A 19,339-nucleotide genomic window follows, 5' to 3' on the forward strand; every position below is an offset into this window, starting at 1 on the left:
AGGGAAATCGATGGAGACGAATATAGTCATTTTATTTAGCGCCATCTTTTTAATTGGCGGAGTTTTCATGGCGAAGTTTTCTTCTCGCTTAGGCGTACCGGCACTCGTATTATTTATTATCGTTGGAATGATATTTGGTAGCGACGGACTGGGGTATATTTATTTTGATAACGCGTCACTCACGCAGTCACTTGGGATATTAGCACTCGTACTCATTCTATTTGATGGTGGTTTGCAAACCGAATGGCGTCGTACAAAGGCTGTTCTTCCTATTTCATTATCATTGGCAACAGTAGGGGTCCTTGTGACTTCAGGCTTATTTGGTGTAGCTGCCAAAATGATTTTGGATGTTAATTGGAATGAAGCGCTGCTTCTAGGTGCGATTGTAGGCTCAACAGATGCTGCCGCTGTTTTTGCCGTATTGAAGGGAAAAAACATTAAGCGGAAACTACAATCTACGCTCGAAGCTGAATCGGGTTCGAATGATCCGATGGCGATGTTTCTAACACTTGCTTTATTACAACTTGCCATCGGAGAGAAAACATTTGGTGCATCTGTGATTCTTTCATTCTTCTGGCAAATGGGAGCTGGACTCTTATTAGGCGTACTATTCGGGTATTTAGCATCCTGGGCAATGAAGAAAGTTGAGTTGGGATCGAACGGTTTATATCCTGTTCTTTCGATTGCCATTGCCTTAATTACATACAGCGCGACAGATTTGATTAACGCAAGCGGTCTGCTTGCCGTTTACGCTGCTGCCCTTGTCCTTGGTAATACGAAAAGTCTTCCGTATGGACAAGCGATTTTCCGGTTTCATGATGGAATTGCATGGATGATGCAAATATTGATGTTTATTATGCTAGGTCTCCTAGTAAATCCTTCTGAATTATTCTCAACTTGGATTGTATTAAAAGGATTAGCCCTTTCTCTCATCTTGATTTTTATTGCTCGTCCGATTGCAGTGTTTCTTTCGAGTCTTCCGTTTAAATTTACAATAAAAGAAAAAAGCTTCCTTGCTTGGGCAGGATTAAGAGGGGCTGTACCGATTGTGTTAGCAACCTTCCCACTACTTGAAGGGTTAGAAAATAGCCAGCTTTTCTTTAATCTCATATTCTTTATTGTCCTTACATCAGCTCTTGTTCAAGGGGCAACCATTCCATTTGTGGGAAAAAAGTTAGGTTTAACAGGTCCTGAGGTACATGTGCCTTCTCATTCTCTAGAGCTGGTTTCATCGACAACGGTAAATGCAGAAATGATTCCCTATACGATTACTTCTTCTTCTAAATTGATTGGAGAAGAACTATCAGATATATCCTTCCCGGATAAAGTGCTCGTTAGTGCGATTATTCGAAGAGATGAGCTGATTGCGCCATCTGGAGATACCAAAATCAAAGTCAACGATGTGCTTTATATTCTCGTGGAGAATCAAAAGAAATCAGAGTTAGAAAAAGTATTAGGGATCCGCAAGACCATTGGTGGATAAGAAAAAAAACTAGTAGGTATCACTGAAGGGGTTCTCCATTGGAGAGCCCCTTCAGCCGTTTAGTTTATAGAAGGAAGGGGAAAATTTTATCATTGAAGGATTTTGTTCCTAAACTATCCCTCTTCAAATCAAATGAAAAAATCTACGAATCCAGAAAGAAGGTCATAGATTATGCCTGAAGGTCCAGAAATTAGAAGAGCTGCTGATCAGGTGGAAAAAGCATTACTGAAAGGACGCGTGATGGATGTTTTCTTTGCATTCGAACAGCTAAAGGGCTATGAATCCTTATTAAGTGGAGCGGAGGTAAAGAGGGTAGATACGAAAGGAAAGGCAATGCTCATTCGTTTCGATAACGGCTATACAATCTATTCCCATAACCAGCTATATGGAAAATGGGTGATTCGTAATGCCTACAACTATCCAAAAACAAATCGGCAGCTTCGCTTAGCGCTACATAATGAGAAGAAGTCAGCTTTGCTTTATAGTGCATCAGATATTGAAGTTCTACGCGATGAAGAAGTGCCTCTTCATCCATTTATAGCAAAAGTTGGACCGGATTTGCTTAGTGAGGAAGTAAGCGCTGAACAATTGAAGGAACGATTTGAATCACAGGAGTTTCGTAGAAAAAAGTGGACATCGTTACTATTAGATCAATCGTTTATAGGTGGAATTGGTAACTATTTAAGAAGTGAAATTCTCTTTCTGGCAGGAATTCATCCTGATTTACGTCCAATGGACTGCACAGATCAGCAATTAGACAAAGCTGCTGAGGCAACGATCACTCTTGTTGAACGGTCATATAGGCATAACGGGATTACAAACGATATTGATCTTGCTATGAAGTTAAAGGAAAAAGGACAGACGCGTTCGAAATACAGGCACTGGGTCTTTAATCGTGAAGGAGAGCCGTGCCGAAATGATGGAACAGAGATTCAAAAAATCAAAGCGGGCTCAAGAAGATTATACTTCTGTCCTACGTGTCAGTCGAAAATATAAGAAAAAAGCTTGCAAGCGGATTCATGCTTGTGGTAAATTATCTGTAACCGGTTACACAATGTTGAAGGAGTGAAGCAAATGGCTACAATTCGAGATGTAGCAGAGCAAGCAGGCGTATCTGTTGCTACCGTCTCTCGTGTATTAAACGATAATGGTTACGTTGGTGCAGAAACGAGAAAACGCGTGATGGATGCGATCAAAAGCTTGAACTACAGTCCAAATGAAGTAGCGCGCTCACTCTATAAACGAGAATCACGTCTTATAGGATTGCTTCTACCAGATATTACGAACCCTTTTTTCCCTCAGTTAGCGCGGGGGATAGAGGATGAAGTCAATCGAGCAGGATTCAGGTTATTACTTGGAAATAGCGATGAAGAAGCAACGAAAGAGTTGGATTACATTCAAACCTTTTTACAAAATCAAGTTGTTGGCATGATTTCAGCAACAAACAATACAGACAATGAGAATTATACAAATCTTGATCTGCCTGTCGTCTTTCTAGATCGTGTGTCAACACAACATCCATCTGTTTATGCTGATGGAATTGAAGGGGGACGGCTTGCAGCGAGAGCACTAGTTGAGAGAGGCTCAAAAAGAATTACTCTCATTAAAGGGCCTGCACATGTAAAGCCTGCCATGGATCGTTTTCAAGGAGCACTTGCAGAATTAAGTGAAGCGGAAGTTGATTTCTCTGTTCTCTCGACAACGTCTTATGCATTTGATGATGCGGGCACATGGGCTGAAGAGCTTTTTGCAAAGCATCCAGATACGGACGGAGTGATTGCAAGTAATGATATTGTTGCCATTGCGATTTTGCATGAAGCTCTTCGTCTCGGAAGAAGCATACCTGACGACTTACAATTGATTGGTTACGATGATATTCCATTCAGTAGCCTGTCCTATCCGTCATTATCAACGATCAGGCAGCCTGCATACGAAATGGGAAAAGAAGCAGCAAAGTTACTTTTGCGAATGATCCGCAAAGAAAAAGAAATTGATCAAACGATTCAATTACCAGTGACATTAATAGAACGAAATACGACAAGAAAGGTTGATCCAAATGCGTAAAGCTAAAATAGCCGTCATCGGAAGCTCTTCTATGGATCTAGTAGTTACTTCTAAGAAACGTCCAGGAGCAGGAGAAACGGTATTAGGAGAATCATTCAAAACTGTTCCAGGGGGTAAAGGGGCTAATCAGGCCGTTGCTGCAGCGCGTCTTGGTGCAGAAGTTTATATGATTGGCTGTGTAGGAGATGACCATTACGGTGAGGCAATCTTAAATAACTTTAAGAAGAATGGTGTTAAAACCGACTATGTGGAACCGGTTACAGGTGTGGAGAGTGGAACAGCTCATATTATTCTTGCAGAAGGTGATAACAGTATTGTTGTTGTCAAAGGAGCGAATGATCATATTACCCCTTCATATATCACTAAAGCAGCTAAGCTCATTGATAGCTGTGATCTAGTGATGATTCAGCAAGAAATACCTGAAGAAACGGTGGAATATGTAGCAGAGCTATGTGAGGAAAAGCAGGTTCCGTTGCTACTTAATCCAGCACCTGCAAGGGAAATCTCACAAAAGGTGATTGACGGTGCAACCTATATCACACCAAACGAACATGAAGCGGACGTTCTTTTTAATGGTCAGCCTCTTAGTGAATCGTTACGTACTTATCCTGAAAAAGTGTTCATTACGGAAGGGGCAGCTGGCGTACGCTACTTCAATGGGAAAGAAGAGGTGCTAGTTCCTTCCTTTAAAGTGAAAGCTGTTGATACGACAGGGGCAGGAGATACGTTCAACGCAGCGTTTGGTACAGCGATCGCCGAAGGCAAGGACCTGATAGAAAGCATTACGTTTGGCAATCGTGCCGCTTCTCTTTCAGTTACTAGTTTTGGAGCACAGGGCGGCATGCCTACCCGTGAAGAAGTTGAAAGGAAGCTATCAGAATGAAACGAAGAGGAATGTTAAATAGTCATATTTCGAAAGTACTTGCAGATCTTGGGCATACAGATCAGATTGTCATTGCAGATGCTGGTCTCCCGGTTCCTGACGATGTGAAGAAAATCGACCTTGCCTTAAAACCAGGGCAGCCTGCTTTTACTGACGTTGTGAACGAACTTCTAAATGAAATGGTTGTTGAACGCGTCACGCTTGCTAAAGAAATAGAAGGCAATCAGAAGGTATATGATTGGCTAAAAGGTAAGCTTCAAGATACAGAACAAGATTATGTGGATCATGAAGTATTTAAGGAGAAAACGAAGCAAGCAAAAGTTGTCATCCGTACAGGCGAGACAACGCCATATGCCAACTGTATTCTTCATTCAGGGGTAATCTTTTAAACGAGGTGAGCAGCATGCAAATTAGCATGAAGGAAATTCATAAAGCATTTGGCGCAAATAAAGTACTTGAAGGAGTGAACATTGACATCCAGGATGCCGAAGTTCATGCGCTTATGGGAGAGAATGGAGCAGGGAAATCGACGCTCATGAACATTCTCACAGGTCTTCATAAGAAAGACAGCGGAACAATCGTGATAGATGGACAAGAACGCGTTTTTGATAACCCAAAAGAAGCAGAAGAAAACGGTGTCGCTTTTATTCATCAAGAGCTGAACATCTGGCCTGAGTTAACGGTATTGGAGAACTTATTCATCAATAAGGAACCGGTTACATCTTTTGGGCTTATTCATACGAAAAAAATGAAAGCGATTGCGAATGAGCAATTTAAGAAGTTAGCTATCTCGATTCCTCTTCAGCAGGAAGCTGGGAAATGCTCGGTTGGGCAACAGCAAATGATTGAAATTGCCAAAGCGTTAATGACAGATGCGAAAGTAATTATCATGGATGAGCCGACTGCAGCGTTAACAGAACGCGAAATACAAACGTTGTTCCAGGTGATTCGCTCTCTAAAGAAAAGCGGTGTTTCCATCGTCTACATTTCTCACAGAATGGAAGAGATTTTCACCATTTGTGACAGCATTACGGTTATGCGAGATGGAAAAACAGTCGATACAAAGCCTATTCCAGAAACGAGCTTTGACGAAGTTGTTCGCAAAATGGTGGGGCGAGAATTAACGGATCGTTTCCCTGAACGGTCACCTAAGCTTGGAGAAACGATGTTGGAAGTAAAGGGTTTATCCAGAAAAGGTGTGTTTGAGAATGTTAGTTTCTCAGTAAGATCAGGGGAAATTGTTGGTGTATCCGGACTAATGGGTGCAGGAAGAACGGAAATCATGCGTACCATTTTTGGACTCGATGGGAAATATACTGGTGACATTCTACTGAATGGCAAACAAGTTGTTATTAAAAGTCCTCACCAGGCTGTTCAGTTGGGACTTGGTTTTATTACGGAAGATCGGAAAGAAGAAGGTCTTGTGCTCGATTTCTCGCTAAAAGATAACATTGCTTTACCAAGTCTCTATAGCTTTGCACCAAAAGGGATAATCAATGAGAAGAGTGAAGAAGATTTCGTGGAGCTGTTGATTAAACGACTAACGATTAAGACGGAGTCAGCTAAAACAAGTGCCAAAAACCTTTCTGGAGGTAACCAGCAAAAAGTAGTTATTGCGAAATGGATTGGTATCGGTCCAAAAGTCCTCATTCTTGATGAACCAACACGAGGTGTTGACGTGGGCGCCAAACGCGAAATCTATCAGTTAATGAATGAGTTAACCGATCGAGGAGTGGCGATCATTATGGTTTCCTCAGAGTTACCTGAAGTGCTCGGAATGAGCGATCGCATTCTTGTTTTCCGTGAAGGTCATATGACTGGTGAAGTATTAAAAGAAGAAGCAACGCAAGAGAAAATAATGACGCTGGCAACAGGAGGTCAAGAAGATGAATAATGCGCTAAAAACAAACCATGTTGGGAATATCATGCAGAAGCTTGGACCGCTATTAGGCTTACTCGTTTTAGTTGTAACCGTTTCCATCATGAACCCGAGTTTTTTAGAACCACTAAACCTATTGAATTTACTTAGACAAGTAGCGATCAATGCTTTAATTGCGTATGGCATGACATTTGTTATTTTAACAGGTGGGATTGATTTATCTGTTGGTTCGATTCTAGCGCTATCAAGTGCGCTTATGGCTGGGATGATGGTATCCGGAATTGATCCGATTCTAGCTATTCTCATTGGTTCATTGCTTGGTGCTTTAATGGGCATGGTTAACGGACTATTAATTACAAAGGGAAAGATGGCACCATTTATTGCAACGCTCGCAACGATGACGATGTTCAGAGGGTTAACGCTAGTGTACACGGATGGAAATCCAATTACAGGTCTCGGCGATAGCTATGCTTTCCAACTTTTTGGAAGAGGTTATTTCCTCGGTATTCCAGTTCCAGCGATCACGATGCTGCTTTCTTTCGCAGTGCTTTGGATTATTCTTCATAAAACTCCATTCGGACGAAAAACTTATGCCATTGGTGGTAATGAGAAAGCTGCCCTTATTTCAGGCATTAAAGTCGATAAAATTAAAGTGATGATCTATTCACTTGCAGGTCTACTGTCAGCTCTTGCGGGGGCAATTCTAACGTCTAGATTGAATTCAGCACAACCGACGGCAGGTACATCTTATGAGCTTGATGCCATTGCTGCTGTAGTACTAGGCGGAACAAGCCTCTCCGGAGGACGAGGATTAATTGTTGGTACGTTAATCGGTGCATTAATTATCGGTACGTTAAACAATGGTTTAAATCTACTCGGAGTATCTTCATTCTTCCAGATGGTTGTTAAGGGTATTGTTATTATCATTGCTGTACTAATTGATCGTAAAAAAGCAGCTTAGGAGGATTACTATGAAAAAGCTATTGCCACTTCTGCTTAGTTTGTCACTGCTTGTGCTTGGAGCGTGTTCGCTTCAGCCACCTGAATGGGCGAAACCGAGTCAGGAAACGGATATAGAAGATATTAAAATTGGTTTATCTGTTTCAACGTTAAATAATCCATTTTTTGTTTCGATGAAAGATGGCGTCGAAGCAGAAGCAAAGGAAAATGGAATGGATGTTGTTGTTGTCGATGCGCAAAATGATGCGGCAAAACAGATTAACGATGTAGAAGATCTTATTCAACAAGGAGTCGACGTTCTATTAATTAATCCAACGGACTCAGCTGCGATTTCAACAGCTGTACAATCAGCGAATAGCCTCGGTATTCCCGTCGTTACTCTTGATCGCTCAGCTGAAAAAGGTGATGTGGCGACTCTCGTATCCTCTGATAATGAAAAAGGAGGAGAAATGGCTGGAGAGTTTCTTGTTGAACAGCTAGGTGAAGGAGCTAAAGTAGCTGAGCTTGAAGGTGTACCGGGTGCTTCCGCTACTCGTGAACGTGGTCAAGGATTCCATAATATTGCGGATGAAAAGCTTGATGTTGTGGCAAAACAAACAGCGAACTTCGATCGTACGGAAGGGTTAAATACGATGGAAAACTTGCTTCAGGGTAATCCGGACATTAAAGCCGTATTTGCTCATAATGATGAGATGGCGCTAGGCGCTATTCAGGCAATCCAAAGCTCAGGTAAAGATGTTCTAGTTGTTGGATTTGATGGAAACGAAGATGCGATTAATAGCATTAAAGATGGTAAGCTATCTGCAACAGTGGCACAGCAACCTGAAGAGATCGGTTCTCTTGCTGTTCAGGCAGGCGTCGATGTACTAAAAGGAAACGAAGTAGACGAAACGATACCAGTGCCTTTGAAACTTGTTACAGAAGAGACAGAATAACAGTTAACGCTCCCACTATTGGGGGCGTTTTTCTGTTTAAAAGGAAATGTGAGACGAGAGTCGAAATTATTTATAGTAGAAAACAAGGAGGTTGTGGAGATGGAAGCGTGGATTGAAGCAATGTTCTCCCAAACGTTTGTCGATGAAGCGATTGATCGGTTTGGTATTCAGAAGATAGGTGTGAAAAAGCTAGGGGATTTCGAAAACTATGTTTTTGAAGTAGAAGAAAAAAACAATTTCTGGATCCTTCGCTTTACTCATAGCTCACATCGCACAATAGAAGAAGTGAAGTCGGAACTTGTATGGGTCAATCATTTATACGATGAAGGGGCTCATGTAGCGCGCGCTTACCCTTCAAAATACAATGAAATGATTGAGATCTTCTCGTCAGCAAATGGGCAGTTCTTTGCCTGTCTATTTAATAAAGTGCCGGGAAGAGCGGTTAAAGTTGATGATCCTATATTTGGATCTCCCTTGTTCGAAGCATGGGGAAAGGAAATTGGGAAACTGCACGGTATTTCCATGAGAAATCAGGTTTCAGTTCAGCGACAGAGATGGGATGCAGGTGACCTGCTTCAATTCGATCGGTATCTTTCAAAAACAGCGGATGCTCGAATTATTATAGAAGGTAAACGACTAATTGAAGAGATACAGACCTTTCATGAAACAGGAAAAACGTTTGGTCTCATTCACTCAGATGTCCATTATGGCAATTTTCATTTTGATGGTAAGAGTATTCATCTCTTCGATTTCGACGATAGTATGTATCACTACTATATTAGTGATATTGCGATCCCCGTTTATTATGCTGTCTGGCAAAAATGTGGAACAGCTTCGCTTACGGAGCGTTCAACCTTTGCGACAGAATTTTTACGTTCATTTTTGAAAGGATATCGAGAAGAAATTCACGTCTCAGACGAGTGGCTCAAGACCATTCCTTACTTCCTGCGTTTAAGAGACTTTGAGCTTTATACTGTGTTTCATAAAAAGTTTGATGTTGAACGGATGAATGATAAGGAGAAAGGGATGTTGGATGGCATTCGTTCGCGTTTGATGCGATCCGAATTAATAGCGAAACCAGCTTTTGAAGAATTAAAAAATCGTATTGAAAACGCGTAGCGATGTTTTCCAATTAGTAAGAAGTGGTAATGTACTTTTGCGAAGCTTTTAATAGAAAGGATGAATGAAAGTGGCAAAAGTACAAATTGGAAAATCAGGTTTACAAGCAAATCCGATCGGATTAGGTACGAACGCAGTTGGTGGACATAACATTTATCCGAACTTAAATGAAGAAACTGGGAAAGATCTCGTAAGGGCAGCACTTGATAATGGCATTAACTTACTTGATACAGCCTATATATATGGACCAGAGCGTTCAGAAGAGCTCGTTGGTCAAGTCATTAAAGAGCGAGGCAGTCGCGACGATATCGTCCTCGCTACGAAAGGGGCTCATGAATTTAAGGGGGAAGAGGTTGTTTTAAATAATTCACCAGCTTTCTTGAAGCAATCAGTTGAGAATAGCTTGAATCGCCTCCAAACAGATTACATCGATTTATTTTACATTCATTTTCCTGACGAAGATACTCCGAAAGCCGAAGCAGTAGGAGCTCTAAAGGAATTGAAAGATCAAGGCAAGATTAAATCTATTGGTGTATCTAACTTCAACTTGGAGCAGTTGAAAGAAGCGAATAAAGACGGCTATGTTGACGTTCTTCAAAGTCACTATAACTTATTCCATCGCGAAGCTGAGGAGGATCTCCTTCCTTATACGGCAGAACAAGGCATTTCTTTTGTTCCATATTTCCCTCTTGCCTCAGGACTTCTAGCTGGTAAGTATGATGAGAATACAACCTTCGATGATATTCGTGCTAAGGATCCTTTATTCCAGGGGGAGGCATTTAAAGAGAATCTTAGGAAGGTTGACCAGGTTCGCGAAATGGCAAACGCAAAAGGCGTTGAAGTTCCTCATATGGTGCTGGCATGGTACTTAACTCGTGATAGCATTGATGTCCTAATACCAGGAGCCAAACGTCAAGAGCAGGTTGTTGATAACTTAAAAACGCTTGATGTGAAGTTAACGAGTGAAGAAGTACAGCGAATCGATCAAATTTTTAAGTAAGAGAGGGATTAACCAGAGGATGTAATGTCCTCTGGTTTTTCAGTGTCATTAAGGTGCTTTAAGTGGTAATGTGTATGTGAAAGTAGATTATTTCCGCGGTCATCTTACTTGCCTAAAAGGAGGACTTCGAATTGAAAAAAGGTGTGCTCTTTTCTCTTACTCTTTCTCTCGTTCTCATTGCTATTCTGCTTATTTTCCTGTTTGAAGATGATCGAGCGGCACGCCCTGGAATGATCATGTCTCTCGGTGCCCTTGCTGTGGTATTTCAGCGCGTCGTCTGGTTAGTGATGAAGAGGAAAAAGAAGAATCAAAATAGGAGGTAACTCGATGTGATTAAAGTGAAAGCGCTCGGCCTTCTATTTAGAGAAGATAAGATTCTTGTTGAAGCATTTTATGGTAAGCACTCAAATGGTTTAGGAGGTTATTATCGACCATTAGGTGGGAATATAGAGTTAGGAGAGCCCTCTAATGAAACGGTTGTGAGAGAATTTAAAGAAGAGCTAGGTATTGATATAAAAGTAGAGAAATACATAACGTGTCTCGAAAATAGGTTTCAAATCGATCAGAAATGGTCTCATGAATTGATTCAATTGTATACGGTTTCGTTTATTGATGAGGCTCATTATATGAAAGAAAGATTTTCCTTTATTGAAGGGGATGCTGTGGCAGAGTGGTTAGCGGTCGAAGACATACTTAATGATATAGAATACTGTTACCCTAATGGATTAGATCAAGTGTTGAATCAGTTCTAATAGGAATTTTCTTTCGTTCACAACACACTGTCATCTAATTGAAATATCAAAATCAATCCATATTCTTTCATTGATTAGGAAAGACTACTATAATGATTACTGGACGGGGAATAATATGTTTCTGTCTAAACAAAGGATGAACTTAATGGAACGGAAATCAAATGAAGCTGAAATTGCCAGCTATGTTGGCAAGCTGTTAAGAGATAATTTTGGAAAAGGGCCATCGTCTGTTTATGTGTCGATTCAAGAGCCTTACATGACAATCTATTTTCGTGACTTTCTAGCACCTATGGAACGCGTTCTAGTCGATCAGAAAGAAGATATGCGTGTAGAAGAAACAAGAGATCTTCTCATGCTTGGATTACTTCCTGAGATCAAAGCGTCTATCCGTGTGATGGCGGATATTGAGATTGAATCGTTCTACCATGATTGGTCGCTTCATAACCGATCAGGTATCATTGTTGGTGTGATGAAAGAAGTGAATTCATTTGAAGGACGCGAACTTGAAGGGTATAAAGAAAAAGAGCAAGTTCATGATCAGATCATTCGCGTTAGTAAGCTTGCAGAAAAAGCACCTGAAAACGTAGACTCTTGTAAGTTGAATGATCGTACGTTAGTTGTTCTTCGAGAAGGTATTCTCGTTCGGATTGAAAAAGAGTTAATTCGCGATGGTTTTGAAGAGGAACTCAAGTTAACGAAAAGACGACTTGAAAAAGGGTTGTTACACGATCATCAATTCGAATCGATTCTTTCGGCAAAAGTGGAGGATATCTTCGTAGACTGGGATTTTACTTTAGATAAAAGCTACATTACGATTATTATGAAACCAAATTAAGATTAGGTGGAAATAAACTGGGCGATAGAACCAGTGATAAGCCGAAAAGAACCAGGAACCTGGTTCTTTTCGGCTTTTTTTATTTTCTTCCTAGTTTGTTAAGTACCTATCATCCAAAAATGATTCAAGGAGGAAAATGATGAAATATTTAATTGATCACTCAAAACGAGTGATTCATCGCACGCCTTTCGCTGGAGATCAATGTGAATTCCATACTACTCCAGTTCAAGAAAGGGAGGGGACACATGACCCTTTGTATCTTCGAAAACTGGTTGAAAAAAAATCTTATGAAATATGCAGTTTTTGTAAGGGGAGTCTTCAATAATATAAAGAAAGAAGGAGGTTCCCCCTTGAGTTACGAATGTTGTAAGTATGTTAAAGCAGTCGGATTAAGGGGGAACATTAGTGTTAAGAAAAAGAGCGGGAGTTATTCTTATCGAGAATAATCAGATCGCGCTAATAGAGCGAAAGCGAAATGGGAAAGTATATTATGTGATTCCAGGTGGCGGGATTGAGACTAACGAAACGCCTGAACAAGCTGCAAGAAGAGAAGCTGTTGAAGAGCTTGGTGTGGAGGTACAGCTGTCAGAGCTATATTGTACCCTCCAGGATAGAGAAAATTATTACTATAAGGCTAGTATTATTCAGGGGGATTTTGGAAGCGGATCAGGCGATGAATTTATGACGGCTGATTATCGTCGTGGAACGTATAAGGCTGTTTGGGTATCGTTAGCTAAATTAAAGACTTTGAATGTATATCCGGAAGAACTGGCCCAATCTCTTGCAATCCATAAGGGTGAAACGGAGCTCAGTGAGAATAACCGTAGTGAAGGAAACAGTATACGATGGGTAGGTAGTGAGAAAGCATATCTAGATGAGCCCTCGTGTTCTCAAGTTGGGAAAGTTCACGTGGGGCGATTTGGTGGAAATTCATCAGCTGGTCAAACGAAGAACGAAGATGGATGTCTTGTTTGGAATGGTGTTGATTGGGAATTAGCCATGGTTTTAGATGCGCATAAAACCGCCAGTAGTGCAGGGCTAATTCTAGATGAGTTTGAGCGGAACCGTTCGACTATCTCAAGCATTATAGCCAAAGAAACGAGAGAAGCGATGAGTGAATTGCAGCCAACAGTCTTAGCGCTTTTCCAAGATGAAGACTTTAAACAAAAATGCAGGGAAGTAGAAGGAGAAACGGCATGCTTGCTCGTTGTTAGAAAAGGCAAGTATTTATGGTGGTTCTCAGTTGGGGATTGTTTGTTGTTTCTATTGCATGCAGATTTAGAGGGGCTTGGGGAAGCGATTCAAAACCATCGCAGTTTCTATGAGTGGATTGGTGAAGTGAACACCTTTGATACGATCGTTCCATGCTTTAGCACAGGAACAAAGGAGCTGAGAAAAGGTATAAATCGTATCTTTTTAACAACGGATGGACTTCTTGAATGTCCGAATTCGAATTTTCATCAATCAGAGGAAGTGATCGATCGATTGAAGGGCGATTTTATTAAGGAGGATATCCATAGGTTATTAGAGGAAATAAAGAATAAGAATGTAAGAGACAGTACGACGATTTTAGCGTGGGACATTACCATATGTGAAGATGGTTTGATGCCAAGTGATCAATAAAGACTCACATGGAAGTAACGATGGTTAATGAAAGAAGACGTCGCTATTGCGACGTCTTCTTTCATTAACTTATAAGCTGAATCACATAACCACCGATAACTCCGATTAAAACGATCATCCATGCTGGGAGTTTCCAAATTGAAAGGAGAGCGAATAAAATCGCTGCAAGGGCAAAGTCTTCTCCTTTTATTATGGCACTTTTGAAAACGGGATCATAAAAGGCAGCCAATAGTATTCCGACAACGCTCGCGTTCACGCCGATTAATATTTTTTGAAAAGAAGCGCGTTTTCGTAACTCGTTTAGAAAAGGGAGTGCTGCCGTGATCAAAAGGAAAGACGGTAAGAAAATTGCGACTGTGACGACAATAGCACCTGTAAACCCTTCTAGCATCGTACCCAGGTAGCTAGCGAAAGTAAATAGTGGACCTGGAACAGCCTGGGCCATCCCATAACCAGCTAGAAATTGATCAGCTGAGAGAAGTCCCTGTGGAACAATTTCGCGTTCGATCATCGGAAGCACAACATGACCACCGCCGAATACAAGCGCTCCAACTCGAAAGAACATGTCAAATAAATGAAGCAGAGCGTTATCGGTAAACCGGTTGAGTATAGGTAATGCGATTAAAAGCGTTACTAAAAGGATAAGCGCACATACACCAACTTTTTTTGATAAAGAAACAGGAAACGGTTTTACGTTAGATTCTGTCTTATCATTGAAAAGACGTAACCCAAGCAGTCCAGCGCCTACGATAATAAGGAGTTGCATCCATGCTGAGGGATAGAGGAGCATAATGAGTGCTGCCGCTAATGCGATCGCGATTCTCGTTCGGTCAGGTGTGAGTTTCTTTCCTAGGCCAATGATGGCATGTAGAACGACAGCAGCCGCGACAATTTTTAAACTATGAATGAAAATCCCATCTCCGAGTGAGAAGGTTTGATAAAGCATGGCGAAGATGACAAGAATAAGAATGGATGGGATCGTGAAGCCAAACCAGGATAGGAAACCACCGAGCATCCCGCCGCGCATCATTCCGATTGCAATTCCTACCTGACTACTTGCAGGTCCAGGCAAAAATTGACAAAGAGCAATAATGTCAGCGTACATTTTATCATCAAGCCACTTTTTTCGATCGACATATTCATTTTTAAAATAGGCAAGATGAGCAACTGGCCCTCCGAATGAAGTAAGACCAAGTCGCGATGATACAAGAAGTATTTCAATAAATGTTTTGAAGCTATGTTTACCAGGCATGTTTGTCCTCCGTTAGTCTTTAATTTCTTTAAATAGCTCATAGGCTTTTGATTGAGCTTCTGCTAAGACTTGTTCACCTTTATCGGTCGTGCGATAGTATTTTCGAATTTTCCCATTTACGTTGCTTTCTGCTTTGGTCAGCAGTTCGTCTTTCTCCATACTGTGAAGGATCGGGTATAAGGTCCCCGAGCTCATTTCATAGCCATGTTCACGCAGTTCTTCAAGCATCCAGGTTCCATATATCGGTTCTTCCTTAGCATGATGGAGAATATGGGTTTGAATGAAGCCTAGAAAAAGCTTTCGCAGAATTTTATTATCCAAAAGTAGCCACCTCTCTGATATTGCAAATCGATATCGAATTGCGATATTGGTATCGCTATTATTGTATAGTGGAGTAGGAAGTTAAACAAGGTCTTGCCAAGCTTATTTACAAACCTTTAATATTTCGTTCTGATAAGTATTGGAGTGAAGGAGCAGTAAGCTGATTCAATAAATCCTAATCTTAAAAGAAAGAATAAGCTAATTTCTTTTATTACTTCTTCAGGTATAGTAAGATATGGACTGTTGTTTAGAAGACATTTGAACGGTAAATCCTAATAGAAATACATCTTTTTGTACGCAACCGTCATAGAAAAAGGAGGGGAATAGATGGAGGAAAAACAAACATACGAATTCTTGGCTGACGATCCGAATTTCAACGTCAAACCAGTCATGATCTCTCTTATAATCGGAGCGTTTTTTGCCATCTTAAATGAAACACTTTTGAATATCGCGTTAACTACTTTAATGGAGAAATTTAGTGTAACGCCTGCCACAGTTCAATGGATGGCTACAGGATTCTTGCTTGTGATGGGGATATTAACTCCAATCTCGGCGCTTCTTCTTCAGTCGTTTACAACGAGACAGATGTTTATCGGCACAATGACCGTATTTACAATAGGAACGCTCATATGTGCAATTGCGCCAACTTTCGGCGTTCTCTTAAGCGGACGGCTTTTACAAGCAGTTGGTACTGGATTATTAATTCCAATTATTTTTAACACGTTTCTTCTTATATTCCCGCCAGAACGACGCGGTACTGTTATGGGGACAGTTGGGCTTGTTATTATGTTTGCTCCTGCAATTGGACCAACTCTTTCAGGCATTATCGTCGATCAGCTCGGCTGGCGTTATCTCTTTATTACGGTTATTCCATTCGCGTTATTTTCAATCGCATTTGGCTATAAATTCCTAAAAAATGTTGGAGAGGTAACAAAGCCAAAAGTAGATGTGCTTTCCATCCTTTTATCTACTATTGGATTTGGGGGAATTGTTCTAGCGTTTAGCTTTGCCGGAGAGGGAGAGGTTGGCTATTTAGCACCACAAGTCTTTTATCCTCTCGTTATTGGAGTTATCTCCCTCGTTATTTTTGTGATCAGGCAGCTGAAATTAGAAGAGCCGATGCTGGATGTGCGAGTGTTTAAATATCCGATGTTCACTGTAGCCGTATTGTTGTTTATCATCATCATTATGGCCATGTTCTCATCAGAAATTATCCTTCCGATGTACATGCAAGGACCGCTAGCATTAACTCCTCAAACGGCAGGGTTAATTCTCCTTCCGGGAGCGCTGTTAAATGGACTGATGTCACCGGTGATGGGGAAATTATTTGATAAGTTTGGTCCAAGAAAACTAATTATCCCAGCAACGTTTGTCCTTGTAGGTGTGATGTTTACATTTAGTAAGCTAGGGATAAATACATCGATTACATTAATCGTTGTAACTTACATCTTACTCATGCTATCGATTTCAGCGATCATGATGCCAGCTCAAACGAATGGATTAAATGGTCTTCCGAAAAAACTTTATCCGCATGGCACGGCCATTATGAACACGCTACAACCTGTTTCAGGAGCGATCGGTGTCTCTGTTTTCATTAGCATCATGACAACGCGACAACAGACTTATCTCGATAATGCTTCAAACCCAGCAAACCCACAAACCATTAGCGAGTCACTCGTATCAGGAGTTGAACTTGTCTATCTTGTAGCATTTGGATTTGCTATAGTTGGTTTCTTAGTGGCTCTCTTTATTCGAAAAGCATTACCTGAAGATCAAACAGGGCAACCTGAAGCACAAGCTGTAAATGAATAAGAAAAGCGTCTCTCTTGAGGCGCTTTTTTAGTTGTCACAACTCTGTAACCAAATATGCGACTTTATGCTTTTTTGTAGAAAGTGAAAATGTAATATAATTGAAAAGATGTAGATGGTTTAAATGAGTTTAAGAAAGAGAAAGAAATTAATGGAGGTATTTTACATTTACATCCCAAATAATGTATGCTCCTTTCCTTATTTTCTCTATTCTTTAACAGTAGGGTTACGATTTGCGAGGTAACTTTACTAATGTGTTAAAAGAACGTTTTCATAGAAGGACAATGATTTATGCTCTCCTAGAGTGGAAGTTGACATTAAATTTTCTAGGGAGTATTATACTCAAGTATTAGGATTTAAAAAGAATTTACAAATTTACAATTAAAATAGATTAAAAAGATATTTGTATCACATACAAGGAGGTCTTCAACTGACATGCGAAATAAATTAAGCAGTCAGATTAATAAGCCATGGACACTGTTCATTGGCGTGATTCTATTATTCTGGTTAAAAATGTACGCTGTCTATCAGACTGAATTTGATCTTGGAATTCAAAATGGTATGCAATCGTTCCTATTAGTCTTAAACCCAATTAGTTCATTACTTCTATTCTTTGGATTTGCGCTGTTCTTTAAAGGACGTAAACGAGCATGGGCAATCCTCATTATTGATTTTGTACTTTCATTTATTCTCTATGCAAACGTTGTGTACTACCGATTCTTTAATGACTTTATTACACTACCGACTGTGATGCATACGAATGATGCAGGAGAATTAAAAGATAGTGCTTTTGCTTTAATGCAGTTCTCGGATGCTTTCTATTTCATTGATACACTGCTTATTCTTAGCTTGATTTTATTTAAAGTTATCAAGCCACAAGTAGCGATGAAAAAGAAGAAAATCGCGCTTGTTTTCGCATCAGCAGCAGTATTCTTTACAGTGAACCTGGGGCTTGCTGAAGCTGATCGTCCTGAATTACTAACGCGTGCTTTTGATCGTACGTATATTGTGAAGTATCTTGGACAGTTCAATTACCAAATCTTTGATGCCGTGACGACAGTTAAGTCAAGCTCTCAGAGTGCATTCGCAAGTAGCGATGACTTAACGGACGTAAGAAACTTCGTAGAAGCAAACCGTACAGAACCAAACCCAGAGTATTTCGGTAAGGCTGAAGGGATGAATGTGATTTACATTTCATTAGAATCACTTCAAAGTTTCGTGATCGGAAGAGAAGTAGATGGTCAGGAAGTAACACCATTCTTAAATAGTCTTATTGAAGATCAGAATACGTTCTATTTTGATAATTTCTTCCACCAGGTTGGTCAGGGGAAAACGTCTGACGCAGAATTTATGATGGCGAATTCTCTCTATCCATTACCAAGTGGATCAGTAGCAATGGAAAAAGCGCGTAACACTTACCAGGCACAGCCTGCGATTCTTGAACAAAAAGGTTATTCCACAGCTTCCCTACACGGTAATGGGAAAACATTCTGGAACCGTGATGAAATGTATAAGTCATTTGGTATTCAGAAATTCTTTGATTCAAGTTATTACGATATGAATGAAGAAGATGTTCATAACTATGGTCTTAAAGATAAGCCGTTCTTTGAACAATCCATTCCATATCTTGAAAGTCTAGAACAACCGTTTGAAGCGAAAATGCTTACTTTATCAAACCACTTTCCGTTTACTATGGACGAAGGTGATGTTGATTTCCCAACACCTGAAACAAATGACTCAGTCGTAAATGGCTATTTCCAAACAGCTAAATATATGGATGAGTCGATTGAACAATTCTTTAATGATCTGAAAGAATCAGGTCTTTACGATAATACAATGATTGTCATGTATGGTGACCATTATGGTATTTCTAATAACCATAATACGGCGATGTCAGAGGTAATGGGAGAAGAGGTCGGCGCATATGAAAATGCTCAATTACAGCGTGTCCCTCTTTTCATTACAGCCCCTGGCGTAGAAGGAAAGCAAGTACATGAATATGGTGGTCATATGGACGTTCGTGATACGGTTCTTCACCTACTAGGTGTTGAAACAGATGATTTTATCTCATTCGGATCCGATCTTCTTTCAGATGACCACCGTGAGATTGTACCTTTCCGAAATGGTGATTTTGTAACACCAGAAGTAACATCTGTTAACGAGAAGTGCTATGCGAATCCTACAGGAGAAAAAGTAGACGCAGAGGCATGTGAGCAGGCAGGACAGTTTGTCGAAGAATCACTGGAACTATCAGATAAAGTCGTCTATGGTGATCTACTTCGTTTCTATGAACCTGATGGCTTCACTCCTGTTGATCGTAACGATTACAACTATACAGTGGATCAACTGGAACCTGTACAAGAAGATCCAGCTCAAGAAAAAGAACAGAAATAATGACAAAGCAACCTGCCTAATGTGGCAGGT

Annotated in this window: 19 protein-coding genes; 17 read left to right on the forward strand and 2 right to left on the reverse strand. The window is 40.5% G+C overall.

Annotated elements, in window-relative coordinates; translation table 11 throughout:
• Positions 1 to 10 precede the first annotated feature (10 nt).
• The 15 genes from AC0VYH_RS04415 to AC0VYH_RS04485 all read left to right on the forward strand — a co-directional run bounded on the left by AC0VYH_RS04415 (position 11) and on the right by AC0VYH_RS04485 (position 13,533).
• Complete coding sequence (locus tag AC0VYH_RS04415; RefSeq protein WP_303530342.1) at positions 11 to 1,483, forward strand: potassium/proton antiporter; 1,473 nt, start codon at positions 11 to 13, stop codon at positions 1,481 to 1,483.
• A gap of 171 nt (positions 1,484 to 1,654) precedes the next feature.
• The gene (gene nei, locus AC0VYH_RS04420; protein WP_475373341.1) at positions 1,655 to 2,479 is read left to right on the forward strand and encodes an endonuclease VIII; all 825 of its coding nucleotides are present in this window, start codon (positions 1,655 to 1,657) and stop codon (positions 2,477 to 2,479) included.
• 78 nt (positions 2,480 to 2,557) lie between these two features.
• Positions 2,558 to 3,547: a LacI family DNA-binding transcriptional regulator gene (locus AC0VYH_RS04425; RefSeq protein WP_194220392.1), complete on the forward strand. Its 990-nt coding sequence runs from the start codon at positions 2,558 to 2,560 to the stop codon at positions 3,545 to 3,547.
• Positions 3,540 to 4,430: a ribokinase gene (gene rbsK / locus AC0VYH_RS04430; RefSeq protein ID WP_430243777.1), complete on the forward strand. Its 891-nt coding sequence runs from the start codon at positions 3,540 to 3,542 to the stop codon at positions 4,428 to 4,430. The genes AC0VYH_RS04425 and rbsK overlap by 8 nt, the downstream gene beginning before the upstream one ends.
• Positions 4,427 to 4,819 carry a D-ribose pyranase gene (gene rbsD, locus AC0VYH_RS04435; RefSeq protein WP_475366656.1) on the forward strand — a complete coding sequence of 131 codons (393 nt, stop codon included), beginning with the start codon at positions 4,427 to 4,429 and terminating at the stop codon, positions 4,817 to 4,819. Before rbsK ends, rbsD begins: the two co-directional genes overlap by 4 nt.
• Before the next feature lie 14 nt (positions 4,820 to 4,833).
• Positions 4,834 to 6,324: a sugar ABC transporter ATP-binding protein gene (locus AC0VYH_RS04440; protein ID WP_475366657.1), complete on the forward strand. Its 1,491-nt coding sequence runs from the start codon at positions 4,834 to 4,836 to the stop codon at positions 6,322 to 6,324.
• Entirely contained in the window at positions 6,317 to 7,270 is a 954-nt protein-coding gene (gene rbsC / locus AC0VYH_RS04445; protein WP_194220396.1) for a ribose ABC transporter permease RbsC, read from the forward strand. The genes AC0VYH_RS04440 and rbsC overlap by 8 nt, the downstream gene beginning before the upstream one ends.
• A 10-nt stretch (positions 7,271 to 7,280) precedes the next feature.
• On the forward strand, positions 7,281 to 8,204 hold the full coding sequence (gene rbsB, locus AC0VYH_RS04450) for a ribose ABC transporter substrate-binding protein RbsB (protein WP_194220397.1): 924 nt from the start codon (positions 7,281 to 7,283) through the stop codon (positions 8,202 to 8,204).
• 99 nt (positions 8,205 to 8,303) lie between these two features.
• On the forward strand, positions 8,304 to 9,323 hold the full coding sequence (locus AC0VYH_RS04455) for a phosphotransferase enzyme family protein (protein WP_475366659.1): 1,020 nt from the start codon (positions 8,304 to 8,306) through the stop codon (positions 9,321 to 9,323).
• A 64-nt stretch (positions 9,324 to 9,387) separates the two neighbouring features.
• Positions 9,388 to 10,323, forward strand: coding sequence for an aldo/keto reductase (locus AC0VYH_RS04460; protein ID WP_475368472.1), 936 nt, complete (start codon positions 9,388 to 9,390; stop codon positions 10,321 to 10,323).
• Positions 10,324 to 10,454: 131 nt separating this feature from the next.
• On the forward strand, positions 10,455 to 10,646 hold the full coding sequence (locus tag AC0VYH_RS04465; RefSeq protein WP_430243771.1) for a hypothetical protein: 192 nt from the start codon (positions 10,455 to 10,457) through the stop codon (positions 10,644 to 10,646).
• 6 nt (positions 10,647 to 10,652) lie between these two features.
• Complete coding sequence (locus AC0VYH_RS04470) at positions 10,653 to 11,075, forward strand: NUDIX hydrolase (protein ID WP_430243769.1); 423 nt, start codon at positions 10,653 to 10,655, stop codon at positions 11,073 to 11,075.
• Between the two features lie 145 nt (positions 11,076 to 11,220).
• Positions 11,221 to 11,910 carry a Na-translocating system protein MpsC family protein gene (locus AC0VYH_RS04475; protein WP_430243768.1) on the forward strand — a complete coding sequence of 230 codons (690 nt, stop codon included), beginning with the start codon at positions 11,221 to 11,223 and terminating at the stop codon, positions 11,908 to 11,910.
• Between the two features lie 139 nt (positions 11,911 to 12,049).
• Positions 12,050 to 12,235 (forward strand): hypothetical protein, encoded by a 186-nt coding sequence (locus tag AC0VYH_RS04480; protein ID WP_194220403.1) that lies wholly within the window; start codon positions 12,050 to 12,052, stop codon positions 12,233 to 12,235.
• An 80-nt stretch (positions 12,236 to 12,315) separates the two neighbouring features.
• Positions 12,316 to 13,533 carry an NUDIX domain-containing protein gene (locus AC0VYH_RS04485; protein WP_475366661.1) on the forward strand — a complete coding sequence of 406 codons (1,218 nt, stop codon included), beginning with the start codon at positions 12,316 to 12,318 and terminating at the stop codon, positions 13,531 to 13,533.
• 64 nt (positions 13,534 to 13,597) lie between these two features.
• Here AC0VYH_RS04485 and chrA read toward each other — a convergent pair whose 3' ends face one another.
• Together chrA and AC0VYH_RS04495 are read right to left on the reverse strand one after the other, a co-directional pair.
• A complete protein-coding gene (chrA, locus tag AC0VYH_RS04490) occupies positions 13,598 to 14,785 on the reverse strand; it encodes a chromate efflux transporter (RefSeq protein WP_475366662.1) in 1,188 nt (395 codons plus the stop codon).
• Between the two features lie 12 nt (positions 14,786 to 14,797).
• Positions 14,798 to 15,106 carry a PadR family transcriptional regulator gene (locus AC0VYH_RS04495; RefSeq protein ID WP_475368474.1) on the reverse strand — a complete coding sequence of 103 codons (309 nt, stop codon included), beginning with the start codon at positions 15,104 to 15,106 and terminating at the stop codon, positions 14,798 to 14,800.
• A gap of 327 nt (positions 15,107 to 15,433) precedes the next feature.
• Between AC0VYH_RS04495 and AC0VYH_RS04500 the strand changes: the two genes are divergently transcribed.
• Both AC0VYH_RS04500 and ltaS read left to right on the forward strand, forming a co-directional pair.
• On the forward strand, positions 15,434 to 16,918 hold the full coding sequence (locus AC0VYH_RS04500; RefSeq protein ID WP_430243763.1) for an MDR family MFS transporter: 1,485 nt from the start codon (positions 15,434 to 15,436) through the stop codon (positions 16,916 to 16,918).
• 432 nt (positions 16,919 to 17,350) lie between these two features.
• Positions 17,351 to 19,309, forward strand: coding sequence for a lipoteichoic acid synthase (gene ltaS / locus AC0VYH_RS04505; RefSeq protein WP_475373342.1), 1,959 nt, complete (start codon positions 17,351 to 17,353; stop codon positions 19,307 to 19,309).
• Positions 19,310 to 19,339: the final 30 nt, after the last annotated feature.

This window comes from Anaerobacillus sp. QJM3NY_32, from assembly GCF_056173645.1.